At 52.0% G+C, this 17,255-nt stretch carries 15 protein-coding genes; all 15 read right to left on the bottom strand.

Going from position 1 to position 17,255, the window contains the following annotated elements; translation table 11 throughout:
* Positions 1 to 85: 85 nt before the first annotated feature.
* Positions 86 to 730 carry a formate dehydrogenase subunit gamma gene (locus PJU73_RS00820; RefSeq protein ID WP_237090997.1) on the bottom strand — a complete coding sequence of 215 codons (645 nt, stop codon included), beginning with the start codon at positions 728 to 730 and terminating at the stop codon, positions 86 to 88.
* On the bottom strand, positions 730 to 1,650 hold the full coding sequence (fdxH, locus tag PJU73_RS00815; RefSeq protein WP_237090996.1) for a formate dehydrogenase subunit beta: 921 nt from the start codon (positions 1,648 to 1,650) through the stop codon (positions 730 to 732). Before fdxH ends, PJU73_RS00820 begins: the two co-directional genes overlap by 1 nt.
* 10 nt (positions 1,651 to 1,660) lie before the next feature.
* Complete coding sequence (gene fdnG, locus PJU73_RS00810) at positions 1,661 to 4,729, bottom strand: formate dehydrogenase-N subunit alpha (RefSeq protein WP_237091061.1); 3,069 nt, start codon at positions 4,727 to 4,729, stop codon at positions 1,661 to 1,663.
* Positions 4,730 to 5,570: 841 nt separating this feature from the next.
* A complete protein-coding gene (locus tag PJU73_RS00805) occupies positions 5,571 to 6,134 on the bottom strand; it encodes an opacity family porin (RefSeq protein WP_237090995.1) in 564 nt (187 codons plus the stop codon).
* A gap of 267 nt (positions 6,135 to 6,401) precedes the next feature.
* Positions 6,402 to 7,541 carry a THUMP domain-containing class I SAM-dependent RNA methyltransferase gene (locus PJU73_RS00800; RefSeq protein WP_237090994.1) on the bottom strand — a complete coding sequence of 380 codons (1,140 nt, stop codon included), beginning with the start codon at positions 7,539 to 7,541 and terminating at the stop codon, positions 6,402 to 6,404.
* A 152-nt stretch (positions 7,542 to 7,693) separates the two neighbouring features.
* Complete coding sequence (locus PJU73_RS00795; RefSeq protein ID WP_237091060.1) at positions 7,694 to 8,314, bottom strand: Abi family protein; 621 nt, start codon at positions 8,312 to 8,314, stop codon at positions 7,694 to 7,696.
* Between the two features lie 209 nt (positions 8,315 to 8,523).
* Positions 8,524 to 8,943, bottom strand: a complete 420-nt coding sequence (locus tag PJU73_RS00790) for a hypothetical protein (protein WP_237090993.1) — start codon at positions 8,941 to 8,943, stop codon at positions 8,524 to 8,526.
* Positions 8,944 to 8,979: 36 nt separating this feature from the next.
* Positions 8,980 to 9,783, bottom strand: coding sequence for an NUDIX domain-containing protein (locus PJU73_RS00785; RefSeq protein WP_237090992.1), 804 nt, complete (start codon positions 9,781 to 9,783; stop codon positions 8,980 to 8,982).
* A gap of 48 nt (positions 9,784 to 9,831) precedes the next feature.
* A complete protein-coding gene (gene acpS, locus PJU73_RS00780; RefSeq protein WP_237090991.1) occupies positions 9,832 to 10,215 on the bottom strand; it encodes a holo-ACP synthase in 384 nt (127 codons plus the stop codon).
* A gap of 228 nt (positions 10,216 to 10,443) precedes the next feature.
* Positions 10,444 to 11,172, bottom strand: coding sequence for a pyridoxine 5'-phosphate synthase (pdxJ, locus tag PJU73_RS00775; RefSeq protein WP_237090990.1), 729 nt, complete (start codon positions 11,170 to 11,172; stop codon positions 10,444 to 10,446).
* Between the two features lie 74 nt (positions 11,173 to 11,246).
* Positions 11,247 to 12,461 (bottom strand): DUF711 family protein, encoded by a 1,215-nt coding sequence (locus PJU73_RS00770; protein ID WP_237090989.1) that lies wholly within the window; start codon positions 12,459 to 12,461, stop codon positions 11,247 to 11,249.
* A gap of 89 nt (positions 12,462 to 12,550) precedes the next feature.
* Positions 12,551 to 13,312, bottom strand: a complete 762-nt coding sequence (gene recO, locus PJU73_RS00765) for a DNA repair protein RecO (RefSeq protein ID WP_237090988.1) — start codon at positions 13,310 to 13,312, stop codon at positions 12,551 to 12,553.
* 404 nt (positions 13,313 to 13,716) lie between these two features.
* Complete coding sequence (gene lpxH, locus PJU73_RS00760) at positions 13,717 to 14,424, bottom strand: UDP-2,3-diacylglucosamine diphosphatase (RefSeq protein ID WP_237090986.1); 708 nt, start codon at positions 14,422 to 14,424, stop codon at positions 13,717 to 13,719.
* 193 nt (positions 14,425 to 14,617) lie between these two features.
* Positions 14,618 to 16,426, bottom strand: a complete 1,809-nt coding sequence (gene aspS, locus PJU73_RS00755) for an aspartate--tRNA ligase (RefSeq protein ID WP_237090985.1) — start codon at positions 16,424 to 16,426, stop codon at positions 14,618 to 14,620.
* Positions 16,427 to 16,546: 120 nt separating this feature from the next.
* Positions 16,547 to 17,230 carry a DUF502 domain-containing protein gene (locus PJU73_RS00750; RefSeq protein ID WP_237090984.1) on the bottom strand — a complete coding sequence of 228 codons (684 nt, stop codon included), beginning with the start codon at positions 17,228 to 17,230 and terminating at the stop codon, positions 16,547 to 16,549.
* Positions 17,231 to 17,255: the final 25 nt, after the last annotated feature.

Genomic DNA, 17,255 nt, shown 5'->3' with positions numbered 1-17,255 from the left:
CAGGCCGTCTGAAAACCGTGGTTTCAAGTTTGCGAAACAAGAAACACGGTTTTCAGACGGCCTTTGTTGTCGGCTTTATGCCCGATTAAGGCTTATCGCTGCCCGATTGCTGCTGCGATTTCGCCAGCATTTCACGATACCATTTCGGGTGGTGTTTTTTCGCCCAAGCCTGCGTTACCACACCTTCGACCATCGCCCGAATCGTGCCTTTAATCCAAATGGCGGCATACACATGGACGATAATACCCGCAATCAATACCGTAGCCGCCCAAGCATGCGCCAGCAGCGCCAAGCGGATAACGGGAATCGGAAAATGCGGGGCGAAATACGGCCGCCAAGCGATAATGCCGGTTACCACCAACACCAGCATACACGCCGTCATCAGCCAAAACATGCCTTTCTGACCGCCGTTGTATTTGCCGGTATCGCCGACTTCGTGGCCGTTTAACACTTTCCACACCGACATCATCCATTTGAAGTCATCGCCGCTGAAAAAGTTATGCCGCCAATAACGCAGAAACTGGCGGGCAAAGCCCAAAAACATCACCACGCCGATAATCGGATGCACCATTCTTGCCAGCTGCGGCGTACCGAATACGCCGGTCAGCCAGAAAAAGGCGGGATAGAAAAATGCCAAACCGGAAATCGCCAGCAGCACAAAACACAGGGCAACCACCCAGTGGTTGATCCGTTCGGGACGCGTATAGCGTTGAATCAGCTTTTCTTTCATTATGCGTCCTCCTCACGCGATAAGATTTTGCCGTCTTTGCCGATTACTTCCGGCTCTTCGCCCTCCTCTACCGCACGGTTCGGGCCGACGGTAATATAGTGCATCCAGCCGGTTACAGCGGCGGCGGCAATACCGAACGTCGCCAATGGTTTGAGCAGGCCTTTCCACAGTTTGACCGTGGTGCTGATGCTCGGATTTTCCGGCAAACCGTGATACAGATTCGGCTTGTCGGCATGGTGCAGCACATACATCACATGCGTACCGCCCACGCCTTGCGGGTCATACAGGCCGGCATTGGCAAAACCCCGGCGGTTCAAATCTTCAATCCGCTCTTGAGCCACGGCTTTCATGTCTTCTTTCGAACCGAATTGGATTGCACCGGTCGGACAGGTTTTCACACAAGCAGGCTCTTGGCCGACCGCCACCCGGTCGGAACACAGCGTGCATTTATAGGCACGGTTGTCTTCCTTGTTGATACGGGGAATGTTAAACGGACAACCCGCCACGCAATAACCGCAGCCGATACAGTTTTCCTGATGGAAATCCACAATCCCGTTTTCATACTGGATAATCGCCCCCGGCGACGGACAGGCTTTCAAACAGCCCGGATCGGCGCAGTGCATACAGCCGTCTTTGCGGATCAGCCATTCGAGCTTGCCGTTTTCTTCGGTTTCGCTAAACCGCATCACCGTCCAGCTTTTTGCCGTCAAATCGACAGGGTTGTCGTACACACCGATGTTCTCGCCGATTTCGTCACGGATATCGTTCCACTCCGAACAGGCAACCTGACAGGCTTTGCAGCCGATACAGCTGCTCACGTCAATCAGCTTGGCCACTTCTGTCGGCTTACGTACGCCCGGCGGCGGGGTAACGCCGGAAGTAGCAGAGCGGCGTTTGATGTCTAATGATTGTAATGCCATTTTCCGCTCCTTATGCTTTCTCAATATTGACTAAGAAGGTTTTGTATTCGGGGGTCTGCGTGTTGCAGTCGCCGACAAACGGGGTCAGCGAGTTCACCAAAAACTGCTGGCGGCCCGAAACGTTTTCCCAACCGCCGTGCAGCGGAATACCGATTTGATGGACGGTTTGGCCGTTTACGGTCAGCGGTTTCACCCGTTTGGTAACCACCGCTTTGGCTTTGATAAAGCCCCGTTTTGAGCTGACTTTAACCCAATCACCTTTGACAATGCCTTTTTCCTGCGCCAATTCTTCGCTGATTTCGACAAACTGTTCCGGCTGGGCAATCATCAGCAGCTTCACGGATTTCGTCCAGAATTGGAAATGCTCGGTCAGACGGTATGTCGTGCCGACATACGGAAACTCTTCTTTGTTGCCGATACGTTCTTTCACGCTGTCAAACAGGCGCATGGCCGGTGTCTGCACCACTTTCGGGTGCAGCGGATTGGTCGCAATCGGCGATTCGACCGGCTCGTAATGTTCCGGGAACGGGCCGTCCACCAGCTTGCGGGCGGCAAACAGGCGGCCTACGCCCTCTTCGTTCATAATAAACGGATTCATACCCGAATCAGGCGCAGCGTCGGCTTTAAAGTCCGCCACATCGGCACCCGTCCATTTTTTGCCGTCCCAGCGGATTAATTCCCGCTGCGGATTCCACGGCTTGCCGCTCGGGTCGCAGGAAGCACGGTTATACAGAATGCGGCGGTTGGCCGGCCATGCCCACGCCCATTTCGGCGTGTTGCCCAAACCGGAATCGGTATTGTCCCGACGGTCCATCTGGTTGCCCGCCTGCGTCCACGAACCGGAAAAAATCCAAGTGGCGCACGATGTGCTTCCGTCATCCCGCAACTGGGCGAAACCGTCAAGCAGCTCGCCTTTGCGGCGGACGATATTGCCGTCTGAATCTTTGATGTCGGCAAGTGCATAGCCGTTTGACTCTTTTGCCATTTCTTCCGGCGTCGGCGCATTCGGATTTTGATAATGCCATGCCAGTTTGGTAATCGGCTCGGGCGCTGTGCCGCCCTCTTTTTCATACATTTCTTTAAGCAACACGTGCAATTCGCCCAAAATATCCAAGTCAGGCAATGCTTCGCCCGGCGGGTTTTGACCCGGATGATGCCATTGCAGCCAGCGGGACGAGTTCACAATCGAACCGGCCTCTTCGGCAAAACACGGAGTCGGCAGGCGGAATACTTCGGTTTGGATATTGGCAGGATCGGTTTCGTGGGCTTCGCCGTGGTTTTCCCAAAACGAAGCCGTTTCGGTTTTCATCGGGTCCATCACCACCATATATTTCAGCTTAGAAAATGCCTCGGTAACCCGGTTAGTATCGGGGAAAGAAGCCTGCGCATTGAAACCCTGCACCAGCAAGCCGTTGATTTTGCCTTGATACATCAGCTCGACCAACTGCATCACATCATACATTTTGTCCCATTTCGGCAACCAGTCGTAACCCCAGTTGTTTTCTTTCTGCGCATGTTCGCCATACATCCATTTCAGGAAGCTGACCATAAACGCCGGCGTATTCTGCCAATAGTTCAACTGTCCCGGACGCAGGGCTTTCGGTGTCTGCTTGGCCAGATAATCTTGGAAAGTCGGATGGTTTTTCTCGTTCGGCAATACCAAATAGCCCGGAAGCGAAGTAGAAAGCAGTCCCAAATCCGACAAACCCTGAATATTCGAGTGGCCGCGCAAAGCATTCACGCCGCCGCCCGACATACCGATATTGCCCAACAGCAGCTGAATCATCGCCATGGTACGGATAATCTGGCTGCCTGTAGTGTGCTGCGTCCAGCCCAACGCATACAGAATCGTACCCGCCTTGTCCGGTGCCGACATTTCGCCCCATGCTTCGGCCACTTTCAGGAAATCTTCCTTGCTCGTGCCGCAGGTCGCCGTCATCATATCCAGCGTATAGCGGGAATAATGTTTTTTCATCAACTGGAACACACAGCGCGGGTGTTGCAGCGTCGGATCGGTTTTAGCATGGCCTTCGCCGTCCAACTCATAAAACCACGATTCATTGTCGTAGAAACCGCCTTTTGCCGCACTCGGCAAATCGCCTGCACCCGAAAACAAACCTTCATTGAAATCAAAACCTTCCGCCACAATAAACGAAGCATTGGTATAGGCTTTGACATATTTCCATTGAATTTTATCGTTTTCGACCAACCAATTAATCAATGCACCCAAAAACGCAATATCCGAGCCGGAACGTATCGGCGCATAAAAATCCGCTACCGAAGCCGTACGGTTGAAGCGGGGATCGACCACAAATAATTTCGTGCCTTTTTTCTTTTTCGCCTCAATCACCCATTTAAAGCCTACAGGGTGCGCTTCTGCCGCATTGCCGCCCATCACCATAATAAAATCAGCGTGTTGGATATCGACAAACGTATTCGTCATCGCACCCCGACCGAAAGTCGAAGCCAGCGCCGCCACCGTCGGACCGTGGCACACCCGAGCCTGCGCATCAGTCGCCACAATCCCCAGCGAACGCATCCATTTTTGCGTCAGAATACCGGTTTCATTGGAAGAAGCCGAAGCCGTGAGCATCCCCAAAGTCGGCAAACGGTGAACCGGCACGCCCGCTTCGTTCTGCACAATCAGATTGGCATCACGGTCGGCCTTAATATGTTTGGCAATGCGGGTCAGCGCCTCATGCCATGAAATCCGTTTCCACTCATTGCTGCCCGCCTCGCGCACCTCCGGAAACAGCACACGGTTGGGACTATGCACAAAATCCAGCAGCGAAGCCCCTTTCGGACACAGCGAACCACGGCTCACCGGATGATCCGGATCACCCTCAATATGGAAAATTACCTTTTTCGCATTTTTCGCACCATCGCCCATGCTGTACAACAGCGTGCCGCAGCCTACCGAACAGTAAGTACAGTTGTTGCGGGTTTCGGTCGCACGGGCGAGCTTGTACTGCCGCACTTCCGCCCACGCATTGGTCGGCATCGCACCCATCACCGCCAAACCCGTCGCCCCTGCGCCGGCGGCGGTAACTTTAAAAAACTGCCGTCTTGATACATTCATCATTGTGTTCCTCAATCACCAAGCCGCTTTTCAGACGGCCTTTTACTGCGCCAATACCGTTTTGCAGATATTTTTGCAGCCATATCTATTATTACTATCAAAGCTGTTACCCTAAATTGTAAGGCATTCATACTTCATAGTCTAATTTTATTTAGTTTAAATTATTGATTTTTATTCTTAATAACAGAGTAAATCGCTCAAGTAATACAAGACAGAAAACGGCAACGAACGGCCTTGCCGTAAATGCCCTAAAGCAATATGGTTGAAACACCGAATTTTTTATAGAAATCCAGACACAAGTTGAGACACGTGCGTGCTGCGGCACACACGCCACACCAAACTCAGTGGTAGCGTGCATACCAAAACATGCACGTGTTCGTGAATATATATAGTGAACGAACCAAATTTCTAACACACTCTAAATTCACTATAGTGAATGAACCAAAAAATATTACCCCCCAGTAAACCACCCTTCCCGCCAGCGGGTCGGGGAACAATGTGTAGCGTGCTTGCCTAAGCAGGCACGTGTTCTTTAAATTCTACATGAATGCCGTCTGAAAACGAGCAAAGTGAGTTTCTGCGAAGCTAAAACCGAAGGTTTCGCCAAAACGAGCAAAGCGAGTTTCTGCGCAGCTAAAATCAGATTTTCAGACGGCTTCGACATAAAACTCACAGAACAGGTGCGTGCTTTGGCTCGCACTCTACACGTACCGGATTAAATGGTATGGATTATTCAGTTAATCCACTATATATAAAATGATTTTCAAATACCTGCTTTTCCAAAATACACAAAGGCCGTCTGAAAATCCGATTTTCAGACGACCTGCAATCTGTTTAGAGATTAGAATTTCACACGTACACCACCGTGGAATTCGTTGCTGTGCAGTTTCACATCACCGAATTTACCCCAGTAGTTGTAGCGGTAACCAGCGTCCAGTGCAATGTTGCTGGTAACATCATAGCTGACACCAACTAAAGCACCGATACCGGTTTTGGTTTCACTATAAGAAAGATCTCTGCCAGGAATTTTTACTTTTGCTGAAACATGGTTAATGCCCAAACGCGCACCAACATAAGGTTTTACAGGCAACCCTGTTTCAATATCATAAATCGCAGATACGCCTACACCATAAGGCTTAAATTCGCTGCTAAAATTTTCAGAATTATTTTTACGATTTTTGTAGTGTGTATAATCTACTGCTGCACGAATGTTGTTGCCAAAATCATAACCGACGGAAACTCGTGGACTAAAGCCTTTTACTTTATTATTTACACCATTGGCTACTTTACCATTCAAAGTCGCATGGCCTACATCGCCTTGAACGTAAAAACCCGGAGTGCTTTGTGCCAATGCGGCAGCAGGTAATGCGATTGCCAGTGCAGCGGCGAAAATTTTTTGTTTCATGTCTCTGTTCCTTATCAAAATATCGGTATATTCAACAGCTTCAGACTTTACCAACAAGTGTGTTGGTGTTTTTCATTCTAACCGCCGCTTCCGGTGTTGGCAATCAAACGCCGCCTTGATGCCCGATGATAACGGTTTTCAGACGGCATATTTACTTACCTAATTGTTTTATCTACTCTTTTTCTGATTTTTTTGTTGCACCAATACAACAAAGGCCGTCTGAAAACGGAAATTTCCCTATTTTCAGACGGCCTTAACAATCAACGGTCAGCGGTTTGAGCCTTTGACCATGTCCATCAGAAACAGCCGGCAATCAAGATTGCCGTTGTAGAGCGGGATTTTGCGTTTCGGCGACAGGCGCATGAATTTGGGCATTTCCCGATCGCCGGTAAACATACCGACCAGCCAGCCGGCGTAATGTTGTTTGAGCCACGAGCCGAGTTGCGGATACAGGGCCTGCAGGGCTTGGACTTCGGCGAGGCGTACGCCGTAGGGCGGGTTGGACAGCATGATGCCGTTGTCGCCGTTGGGTCGGACGGCTTGGGCATCTTTGATTTCAAAATCAATATATTCTGCCACTTCTGCAGCTTCGGCATTGGCTTTGGCGGCGTGTATCATGCGGCGGTCGTTGTCGCTGCCGCCGATGGGAGCGGCAACGGGACGCAGGGCGGCTTTGGCTTCTTGGCGCAGTTTGACCCACAGGGCTTTGTCGAAGTTTTGCAGCTGCTCGAAACCAAATCGGCGCATCAGTCCCGGCGCACGGTTGGCGGCAATCCATGCGGCTTCGATGGCGAGCGTGCCGCTGCCGCAAAACGGGTCTTGAAAGGGCCGGCTGCCGTTGTAGCCTGCCAAAAGCAGCAGTCCGGCGGCAAGGTTTTCCCGCAGCGGGGCTTCGCCGGTGTCTTGGCGGTAGCCCCGTTTGAACAGGGCTTCGCCTGAAGTGTCGATAAAGATTTCGATTTCCCGCTCGGCGATAAAGGCATGAATGCGGATATCGGGGTGGATTTTGCCGACATTCGGGCGTTGGTCGTAGATTTCACGGAAAGCGTCGCACACGGCATCTTTGATTTTCAGGGCGGTGAAGTCCAGACTTTTAACATTGGCCCGCTTGCCTTCGACTTTGACTTTGAAGGTTTGTTCAAGGGTAAACCAGTTGAACCAGCGGATATTTTTCGCCAGTTTGTAGATGTCGTTTTCGTTGCGGTAAGCGGCTTTGCTCAGGCGCAGTAAAACACGGCTGGCAACCCGTGAATGCAGGTTGATGCGGTACACCTGCTCCAACGTGCCTTTGCAGGCCACGCCGCCCTCCACAGGGCGGATTTCTTGGCACGCTAAGGCGGCCAGCTCGTCTGCCAAAGGCTGTTCCAAACCTCTCGGACAGGTGGCAAACAGGGAATATTGGGTCATGGGGTTTCCTTTCGGGGTTGGGCAACACAGGCTTTCTGTATTGTGTTGTGAATTTACTGTATTTTAGAGGGGAATAAATGTAAAGCGGCGGATTCTAGTGCAGATTACGGTTTCTCAAATTTTTATTTTTCAGATTTTTTATTCTCGTTTTTTTAAAGTGCATCAATCTTATCGCAGATTTTCAGTACATGATCCAAGCCGTAAAACAAACCGTCGGTATCCACGCTCATATCTTTCAACATATTGATAATCAGCTGATATTTTTTGCGGACATAATAGGTATTTTTGCGGGTATGTCTGCCTAATCGGCGGTTAAAACAAATCGGTTCATGATGTGCGATTCTATTGCGTATTTGGTTGATTTCACCCAATACTTTATGGATTTGCTCACGTTTGTTGTCGCCGGAACAATTTATCAAAGGCAAAACCGATGACAATACTGCAATCCGACTAATGTCCTTACCGGTATTCAAAACAGCATTGTATTGATTCGGCTGAAAAAGATTGGTCCACAAACCAAAATTCAGTTCGGCAATCAATTTTCCATGTGAATATGATCCGTTGCGATGAATTTTTCTATATTTTTTCTCAATGATTTCTTTGGTTTTGATGCAGGCCGGCGTGTCAAAAATTCCCCCGCTCTGCACGGCATCTCTAAGCCAGTCGCTTTGCGACATTTCTTGGTCGATTTTATTGCGCAAAATGATTTCAAATATGGAAATCATGCTGAACAACTCTTGCGAAAGCTGCAAATTATAGCGGTACAATATCATTGCTTTGCGATTATTATATGCACTTGCTGCCTGATAACGTAAAAAACGTTCGCTGGAAATCAGTTGTTCAAAAACCCTGCTTTTCATGAATTGATTTGTAATTGGGAAAAATCTGATTTATAATTGTAGCATTAATTCCTGCACAGCAGGTCATGACGATGGGGCAATTTCATTAATAATGAAATTGCCCCATACCATTTTCAGACGGCCTATTCCGCACTAAAGGCCGTCTGAAAAACCTGTCCGCCGATATTGATGTCGGCGAGGTAGTCCCGCCGTCCGGCAACGCACAGGGGAAGGCGGATATGGTCGGCCTGCCATGCGCCGTCTGTGCTGCGTTGCAGCGGATAGCGGTTGAAGCCCATATCCATATCTTTCATGGCGAAGCTGACGCTGACTTCGCCGACTTCGGCGGCAACGTTGCGCAGTTCGACGCTAAATGGTGTTTTTGCCGAGACAGTGCCGCTGAATTTGACGTATGCGCCGTTGGGCAAGGTGCAGCCTTGTCGGACATCGCAGGCGGTTTGTTCGGCGGCGCTCTGCTGCCAGAAAATATCCAGCAGGATCAGTTTGATGGCGGCAAACACCAGCAGCGCAATGCCGATGGTGAATAATTTGCGTGTACTCATTTTTGCAAAGCCTTTGTTTTTCGCTGCAGGTCGTTTTCAGACGGCCTCGGTTTCTTCGTCTGCCAATACGGCGTGCGCTCCTGCGGCCAGCCAACGTGAACGGTATTGCGCCAGCAGGGGCGGCGGGGCGGCGACAACCAGCGGCAATGATACGCCCTGCGTCAGCCGTGCCGCCACGGCTTCTGCCGTCTGCGGATCGGCAACCTGCCACACCACGACATCGGCATCCTGCACCTGCGGCCATTCTTCGGGCGAACGGATCAGCAGCCAGATGCTTTCGGCTTGGGGCAAGGGTTTGCCGCCCCATTCTGCTGCGTCTATCAGTAGGCGGCGGTGGTGCGGCTCTGCCAAATGATACGGCACGACACGGTATTCACCCATGCGGTTTTCGCCGCAAACGGCGGTTTTCAGACGGCCTGTCAATACGGTCGGCACCGACAGGGATTTGAGCAGAGGGCCGTTGGCGGGCAACATCGGCGATACGGTGAAATCGCCTGCTTTCTGCCAGCTCCACTGCTGCCCTTCTTTTGCCTGCAATTCGCCCGACCATTCGTGTGCCGCCACCCGCAGGAAACGCAGGTGGACATGGGCGTGTTCGTAGGCGTGGATTTTGGTCAGCCACGGCGTGGCTCGGTGAATGCGGATACCGAGTTCTTCGGCAAATTCACGCTGCAGGGCGGCAAATTCGCTTTCGTCGGCTTCGACTTTGCCGCCGGCAAATTCCCAATATCCGGCATAGGGTTTGCCCTCGGGGCGGGAACTGAGCAGATAGTCGCCGTTTTCGTTCAACACGATTCCGGCAACCACCCGAACTAAGGGGCGTGGGTCGTTTGGGGTCATTTGGGGTTTGCTTTCCGATTGATGGTCGTGCAATAAAATGGTCGCAGCTTAGTCTGCCTGTTCGGCAACGGCAAACGCCACCACCATGTCTTCTTCATCGCTCAAACTCAGGCTGACACAGCCGATTCCCTGTTCTTGCAGCCATTGTTCCAGCGGCGGGGCGTAGAAAAATTCCGGTTTGCCCAAGGCATTATGCCCGACACCGATGCGGTCAAACGCCACTGCGCCCCGAATGCCGGTGCCGACGGCTTTGGAAAACGCTTCTTTGGCGGCAAACCGTTTGGCAAGATAACGCTCCGGCTGCGCTGCCTGCGGAAATTCCAACAATTCTTCGGGCGTAAGAATCCGCTGCGCCAGCGCCTGCCCGTATTTGCGGTAGAGCCGCTCAATGCGGCGCAGCGACACTATATCTGTTCCGATACCGTAAATCATGGCTGTTCCTCTGTTTTTTCAATATATAGTGGAATAATCAAAAAATGATAATCCAACGAGCCACCCTTCCCCTATCCCCTTCCCGCCAGCGGGACGGGGAATAGTGTGCCGCATAACGCAATGTTGCACACCAATTATTTTCAGATTGTCATCAGTTTACCGATTTGCATAGAAACTTCGATGTTTCACCCAAGGCAAATCCACTAAAAACACGGTTTTCAGACGGCCTCAAGGTAATTGGCGGGCTTTAAACATCACGTCTTTCATCTGGCGGATGGCTTCGGGCAAACCCAAAAACACGGCTTGGGCAATCAGGGCGTGGCCGATATTCAGTTCCCGAACCGCTAAAATGCGGGCAATCGGGGTTACGTTGTGAATCGTCAGCCCGTGTCCGGCATTGACCACCAAGCCCAAATCATTGGCAAAATGGGCGGCGTTTTCAATCCGCTGCAACTGCCGCATTTGTTCAGCATGGTTGGCGGCATCGGCATAAGCGCCGGTGTGGATTTCAATCACCGGTGCGCCCGCCTCTTTCGCCGCCCGAATCTGCGCTTCGTCGGCATCAATAAACAGCGACACCCGAATGCCGGCATCGCTCAAAATGCGGGTAAATTCCGCTACTTTTTCCTGCTGCGCCAAAACGTCCAAACCGCCTTCGGTGGTTACTTCCTGCCGTTTTTCCGGCACGATGCACACGTCTTGCGGCATCACGTTCAAGGCATTTTCCAGCATTTCTTCGGTCAGCGCCATTTCCAGATTCAGGCGGGTGCGAATCGCATTTTTGACTGCGAACACATCGGCATCTTTGATATGGCGGCGGTCTTCACGCAAGTGCATGGTAATCAGGTCCGCCCCGTGGGTTTCGGCAATCAGCGCCGCCTCTACCGGACTCGGATACACCGTTCCCCGTGCATTGCGTACAGTCGCCACATGGTCGATATTCACGCCCAACAACATAACAATTCCTTTCGTTCAATCATGGTTTTCAGACGGCCTTAATGCCGTCTGAAAAGATACAGGCCGGCAAACGGTTACGGTATGGCCAACACTGCACAGTTACACAAATCATCGCTTTCAAACGCCGTAATCTCTCCTGCCTGCAAATCCGGTACGGGAAACAGGCGCACGGTCAGCGGCTTGTTCAGGCGGAATGCCATGGTGCCGGTATCCCGCATGATGGCGGCGATTTTATCGGCCGACGTATTGCCCTCGACCGGCACAGTGTCCAAACCGATGCCGCACACGCTGCTGTATGTCAGCAAGGCACGGATATCGAATTGTCCGGCACGGGTCGCCGCCGCCAAGCCCTCATCTTCGGTTACTGCCAGCATCAGGCCGGAAAAACCGACGGCTTCAACGCCTTTCAGCGATTTAAACACCCGTGTCAGCAGCGCCGAGGCTTCTACTGTTCCCGCCGCACCGAAATACGGCACACGCAGCAATTTATACACGTCCACCATCGAAGCGCAGTTTTTCGACGGCGCAGCGGACGTATCCATGCCGATATACTGCCAGCCTGCCGCCAAAGGCGTTGCTGCCACGACTGCCTGAACGGTATCGACATGCTGCTGCAGGGCGCAACTCATTGCCTGATAAGCCGCTTGGAAATAGTCGGCATGCTCGGTAGGACGGTTTTCCAAATCCTGCAAAGCGGCCACCAGCAAATCGGGCGTTTCCAAACCGATAACAATACATTTACCCCGCTCGCCCCGATGATAACCTGCTGGGAAATAAGGGATATAGGATTTGCAGTTGAAATTAACGGTAAAATTGAAATTCCCTTCACCGCGCGGCGTAATCGCCCCGATTTTCTGCACAGCTTCCACGCAGATTCGGATTTTTTCCTGATTGAGAAAACCGTGTTCATCGGTTTCGACATTAACGCAGGCATTGCACAAGTCGCCGTAATCCCGAATCAGTTCGGGCAACAGCGCAATTTCCTGCTCATTGCGTGCCTCTCCGACGGCAAAACGGATACGCAGCCCGCCCCGGTTAATCCGTTGCAGAATATCCTGAATCTGCGCCAAATCCCGCTTGGCCGCCGCACTGTCCGACGTATCGATGTATTCGCCGAACGGGTTGGACACAATCCGCACCGACTGCACCGTATAACCCGCCGCCGCCAATGCGCCGCTCAAGGCATCGCATTGCTGCTTGGCTTCGGTCAGCACTGCTTCCCAAGTATTGCGGTCGGGGGAAAGCGAGGTAAAAGCGGTAATCGCCCGCACTCTGCATAATTCGTTCATCAGTTTCTCCTTTATTTAATGACTACTTGCTTAACAATGCCGTCTGAAAACGGGCAAACCCGATTTTCAGACGGCCTCAAATTGATGTTTCAACCGTTTCCGCCCTGCGTTCCGCCGAATTCGAGCTGCTGAAGCTGTTGCAGCACTTGTCGGGACTTAATCCCTTCGGGAATGCGGAAATCAAGCAGGAAACGGGTAATCCGCAACGCCTGCTGCAGGCTGTTGCCGGTTGCGAAATGTTTTTCCCGCAAAGCAATCAGGGCTTCGCCGGCGACAACCAGTCCCCGGCTGCGGTGGACATCCAAACGGTGTGCCAAGGCCAGCGGCATCACGGCTTCTTCGGGGCGCAGCCAGTATTGCATTTCGGGATCGATGGTGCTGCCGTTGCTGTCCTGCGTTAAATCGGGGGCATAGCCGATGCGGCCGAGCAGTTCCCACTCAAAGGCACGCAGGGCGGCGGCGTGGTCGTTGCCGCTGCAGATTTGCCGCATGGTGTGTGCCAAACTGTCGTAAAGTTCGGGCAACGGGTCTTCGCGGGTGGTCAGCTTGAGCATGATTTCGTTGAGATACAAGCCGCTGAACACCGCCCTGCCCTGCGGCTGCGGCCAGCCGCCCACCCATTCGGCACGGTGCAGCGTTTTGAGTTCCTGCGAGCCGTACCACGAAGCGTCTATCGGCACAAACGGCACCAATACGCCCCTGAGTTCGCTCTGCCGCTTGCGGGCGCTGCGTGCCAACAGCGCCACCCGCCCGTAATGGCGGCTGAATACTTCCAGCCGAAGACTGCTTTCCCGCCACGGCGCAGCGGCGAGCAGGAAAACGGGTTCGTGGTTGATACGGTGTGCGGTCATGGCGGATTATCAAAGCGGAAATTCGGGTTATTGTTAAGGGAACTCAGGGCTATCTTACCTTGTTTTCAACTGTCCGACACGCAGGCGGGATATAGCTGAACACGATATTTCCCTACAAAATCGGGGGTAGATTGCGGTTATAGTGGATTCACTTTAAAAGTAGTACAAGGCGGCGAGCCGCAGACAGTACAGGTAGTACGGCTAGGCGAGCCAACGCTGTAATACTTTTAAAGTGAATTCACGATAGCGAAACACGAGCGTAACCCAACAAAATCTTATGTTTCAAGGTGTTTAAATAATGTTGGGTCTCGACCCAAGCTACGCCTGCTGTTTTTAGCCGCCCGACACACGGCTGGCGGCACAACAGGCCGTCTGAAAACAGGGCGGCAAATTCAGACGGCCTGTTATCGGCCGACAAATTCAAAACCGTTTTTATCATATTTCAAAATCGAAGCGTAATCGCTTTTCCAATCGCCCAGCACAATTCTCGTCCAACCGTTTTCACGATGAACCGCCTCGCGATGGGTGTGGCCGTGAATCAGTAGCGGCACGCCGTATTGCCGCACGGTGGCGGCGGTAAATTCGGGGTTCACATCCATAATTTCGGCGGATTTGTGCTGTTTGTCCTGTTTGCTCACACTGCGGATTTTGCGGGCGATGTGCAGCCGCCATGATAAAGGCAAGCACAAAAACAGCCGCTGCCGCCATTTTTGATGGACTTTGCGGCGGAACTGCTGATAGCGTATATCGTCAATGCACAACGTATCGCCGTGGCAAATCAGCGCCTTAGTGCCGAACAGGTCGAGCGTATGATATTCCGGCAACAGCGTCATGCCGCATTTTTCGGCAAACTTGCGCCCGATTAAAAAATCCCGATTGCCGTGGACGAAATAACAGCGCACGCCGCTGCTGCTGACCTGCCGCAACGCCTGCGCCACGGTATCGATGAGTTCGGAATGCTCGTCATCGCCAATCCAAAAATCAAACAAATCGCCCAGAATATACACCGCCTCCGAGCGCAACGCCCGCCCCTGCAGAAACTGCAGAAACAGCGCCAGCAAATCCGGCCGCCCTTCGCTCAAATGTAAATCGGCAATAAAATAAATCGGCATGGGAATATTCTGTGATGGAAACGGAACAGGCATTATATAGCGGAATGCGGCGGCATATGGGGAAAAGTGTTGCGGATTATTGGCAATCCGGCTCGATAAACCAAATCGACCGCCTGCCATACCGTAAAAAAGCCGTCTGAAAACTGTGTTTGAATATTCAAACCCGTTTTCAAACGGCCTCGCTGCGCTTCAATTACGCTTCTTTGTTTTCCGCAGCTTTCTGACGCAGGCGCAGGCTCAGTTCGCGCAGTTGTTTTTCATCAACCGCATTCGGTGCGTTGGTCAGCAGACATTGCGCACGCTGGGTTTTCGGGAAGGCAATCACATCACGGATGGATTCCGCACCCGCCATCAGCGTTACCAAACGGTCTAAGCCGAAAGCCAAACCGCCATGCGGCGGTGCGCCGAATTTCAGGTTGTCCAACAGGAAGCCGAATTTTTCCTGCTGCTCTTCCGGGCTGATTTTCAGGGCGGAGAATACTTTTTCCTGAACGTCGGCACGGTGGATACGGATTGAACCGCCGCCGATTTCCCAGCCGTTCAATACCATATCGTAGGCTCGTGCCAAGCAGTTTTCCGGTTCGCTTTCCATCAAATCTTCGTGGCCGGCTTTCGGGGCGGTAAACGGGTGGTGGACGGCGGTATAGCGGTCGGCCTCGTCGTCGTATTCGAACATTGGGAAATCGACCACCCACAAAGGTTTCCATTCATCGGCAAAATAGCCGTTTTCTGCGCCGTGTTCCAAGCCGACTTTAATGCGCAATGCGCCGATGGCTTCGTTAACGATTTTGGCTTTGTCGGCACCGAAGAAGATGATGTCGCCGTTTTGCGCCTGAGTGCGCTCGATGATTTCTTTCAAGGCCGCTTCAGACAGGAATTTGACAATCGGGCTTTGCAAGCCGCTGTCTTCGCCGTTGCTCAGGTTGCTTACATCATTGACTTTGATATATGCCAGACCTTTTGCACCGTAAATGCCGACAAATTTGGTGTATTCGTCGATTTCTTTGCGGCTGAGTTTGGCACCGTTCGGCACACGCAGCGCCACCACACGGCCGCCTTTCATATCGGCTGCACCACGGAAAACTTTAAATTCTTCGGTTTTCATCAAGTCGGTCAGCTCGACAAATTTCAGGCTGATACGCAAATCGGGTTTGTCCGAACCGTAATAGAACATGGCTTCGGAAAACGGCATACGCGGGAAATCGCCCAATTCGACACCGATGGCATCTTTAAAGACTTTTTTCGCCATGCCTTCGGTGATGTCCATAATTTCGTCCTCGTTCAAAAACGAGGTTTCCAAGTCGATTTGGGTAAATTCGGGCTGACGGTCGGCACGCAAATCTTCGTCACGGAAGCATTTGGTGATTTGGTAATAGCGGTCGAAACCGGCCACCATCAGCAGTTGTTTGAACAGCTGCGGCGATTGCGGCAAGGCGAAAAATTCGCCGGGGTGGACACGGCTCGGCACCAGATAATCCCGTGCGCCTTCGGGGGTGGAACGGGTCAGCATCGGGGTTTCGATGTCGATAAAGCCCTGTTCGTCCAGATAGCGGCGTACGCCCATGGCAACTTGGTAACGCAGTTTCAGATTGTGCTGCATCACCGGACGGCGCAGGTCAATCACACGGTTGGTCAGGCGCACGTTTTCGCTGATGTTTTCATCGTCGATTTGGAACGGCGGCGTTGCAGCGGCATTCAATACTTCGATTTCTTTGGCCAGAATTTCGATTTTGCCGGAAACCATTTTGTCATTGGTCGTGCCTTCGGGACGGTTGCGCACCCGGCCGGTAATGCTCAAAACGTATTCGTTGCGCACGGAATCGGCGGTTTCAAATGCTTCTTTGGTATCAGGGTCGATCACCACCTGTACGATGCCTTCACGGTCGCGCAAGTCGATAAAAATCACCCCGCCGTGGTCGCGGCGGCGGTGTACCCAACCTTTTACGGTTACGGTTTGGTCTAAATATTGCTCGCTGATCAAGCCGCAATAATTGGTACGCATACAATCACCTTTTATGATGTTGATTTAAAATCAGGGATAACGGACAAACCGCCTGATTTTCAGACGGCCTGTGTATTTATATTGCTGCAAAACCGCATCCACGGCTTTGCCTATGGTTGTTTATTCGGTTTCGCTTTCGGTTGCTGCAGGTTTGGCAAGCAGAGCGGTTTGCTGATCCGGTTGCACCATGCCCAGCGAAATCACATATTTCAGGGCTTCATCCACACTCATATCGAGCGGGCGGACATCGCTTTTTTTCACCATGATGTAATAACCGCCGGTCGGATTGGGCGTGGTCGGTACATACACGGAAACATATTCGCTTTCGGGCAGCGCAGCGGCAACTTCGGTCGGAATATTGCCGGACACAAAGGCAACCGTCCAAATATCGGGCTGCGGAAACGGCACCAACACCGGGGTTTTAAACGAACGGCTGCTGTCGGAAAGCAGCGATTCGGAAACTTTTTTGACGCTAGAATAAATTGATTTGACAACCGGAATCCGCCCCAACACGCTGTCCCACAACGAAATAATGCGTTTACCCAGCACATTGGCGGCAAACAGGCCGGTTACAAACAAAACCACCACCGCCACAATCACGCCCAAACCAGGCAGATTGAAGCCGAAAACCTGTTTCGGTTGCCATTGCTGCGGCAACAGGTTAATCAGTTGGTCGGAAGCCGATACAATATAGGTTATCACCCAAATCGTAACCACAATCGGCAGCCACACCAACACGCCGGTAATCAGATATTTTTTCAATGCGTTCGCTACTTTTCCGCTGTCAGCCTTTTTTTCAGCCATGTTCATCTACCCGAAAAATCTTCCG

It is taken from the genome of Neisseria lisongii, assembly GCF_028463985.1.
Taxonomy (GTDB): Bacteria; Pseudomonadota; Gammaproteobacteria; order Burkholderiales; family Neisseriaceae; genus Neisseria; species Neisseria lisongii.
The sequence above is the reverse complement of the archived record's forward strand: the minus strand, read 5'-3'. Positions and strand labels throughout refer to the sequence as shown.

Excerpts from the sequence above, each read along its gene's own strand:
- PJU73_RS00820 (WP_237090997.1), bottom strand. The coding sequence starts at position 730 with ATGAAAGAAAAGCTGATTCAACGCTATACGCGTCCCGAACGGATCAAC.
- fdxH (WP_237090996.1), bottom strand. The coding sequence starts at position 1,650 with ATGGCATTACAATCATTAGACATCAAACGCCGCTCTGCTACTTCCGGC.
- fdnG (WP_237091061.1), bottom strand. The coding sequence starts at position 4,729 with ATGAATGTATCAAGACGGCAGTTTTTTAAAGTTACCGCCGCCGGCGCA.
- PJU73_RS00805 (WP_237090995.1), bottom strand. The coding sequence starts at position 6,134 with ATGAAACAAAAAATTTTCGCCGCTGCACTGGCAATCGCATTACCTGCT.
- PJU73_RS00800 (WP_237090994.1), bottom strand. The coding sequence starts at position 7,541 with ATGACCCAATATTCCCTGTTTGCCACCTGTCCGAGAGGTTTGGAACAG.
- PJU73_RS00795 (WP_237091060.1), bottom strand. The coding sequence starts at position 8,314 with ATGATATTGTACCGCTATAATTTGCAGCTTTCGCAAGAGTTGTTCAGC.
- PJU73_RS00790 (WP_237090993.1), bottom strand. The coding sequence starts at position 8,943 with ATGAGTACACGCAAATTATTCACCATCGGCATTGCGCTGCTGGTGTTT.
- PJU73_RS00785 (WP_237090992.1), bottom strand. The coding sequence starts at position 9,783 with ATGACCCCAAACGACCCACGCCCCTTAGTTCGGGTGGTTGCCGGAATC.
- acpS (WP_237090991.1), bottom strand. The coding sequence starts at position 10,215 with ATGATTTACGGTATCGGAACAGATATAGTGTCGCTGCGCCGCATTGAG.
- pdxJ (WP_237090990.1), bottom strand. The coding sequence starts at position 11,172 with ATGTTGTTGGGCGTGAATATCGACCATGTGGCGACTGTACGCAATGCA.
- PJU73_RS00770 (WP_237090989.1), bottom strand. The coding sequence starts at position 12,461 with ATGAACGAATTATGCAGAGTGCGGGCGATTACCGCTTTTACCTCGCTT.
- recO (WP_237090988.1), bottom strand. The coding sequence starts at position 13,312 with ATGACCGCACACCGTATCAACCACGAACCCGTTTTCCTGCTCGCCGCT.
- lpxH (WP_237090986.1), bottom strand. The coding sequence starts at position 14,424 with ATGCCGATTTATTTTATTGCCGATTTACATTTGAGCGAAGGGCGGCCG.
- aspS (WP_237090985.1), bottom strand. The coding sequence starts at position 16,426 with ATGCGTACCAATTATTGCGGCTTGATCAGCGAGCAATATTTAGACCAA.
- PJU73_RS00750 (WP_237090984.1), bottom strand. The coding sequence starts at position 17,230 with ATGGCTGAAAAAAAGGCTGACAGCGGAAAAGTAGCGAACGCATTGAAA.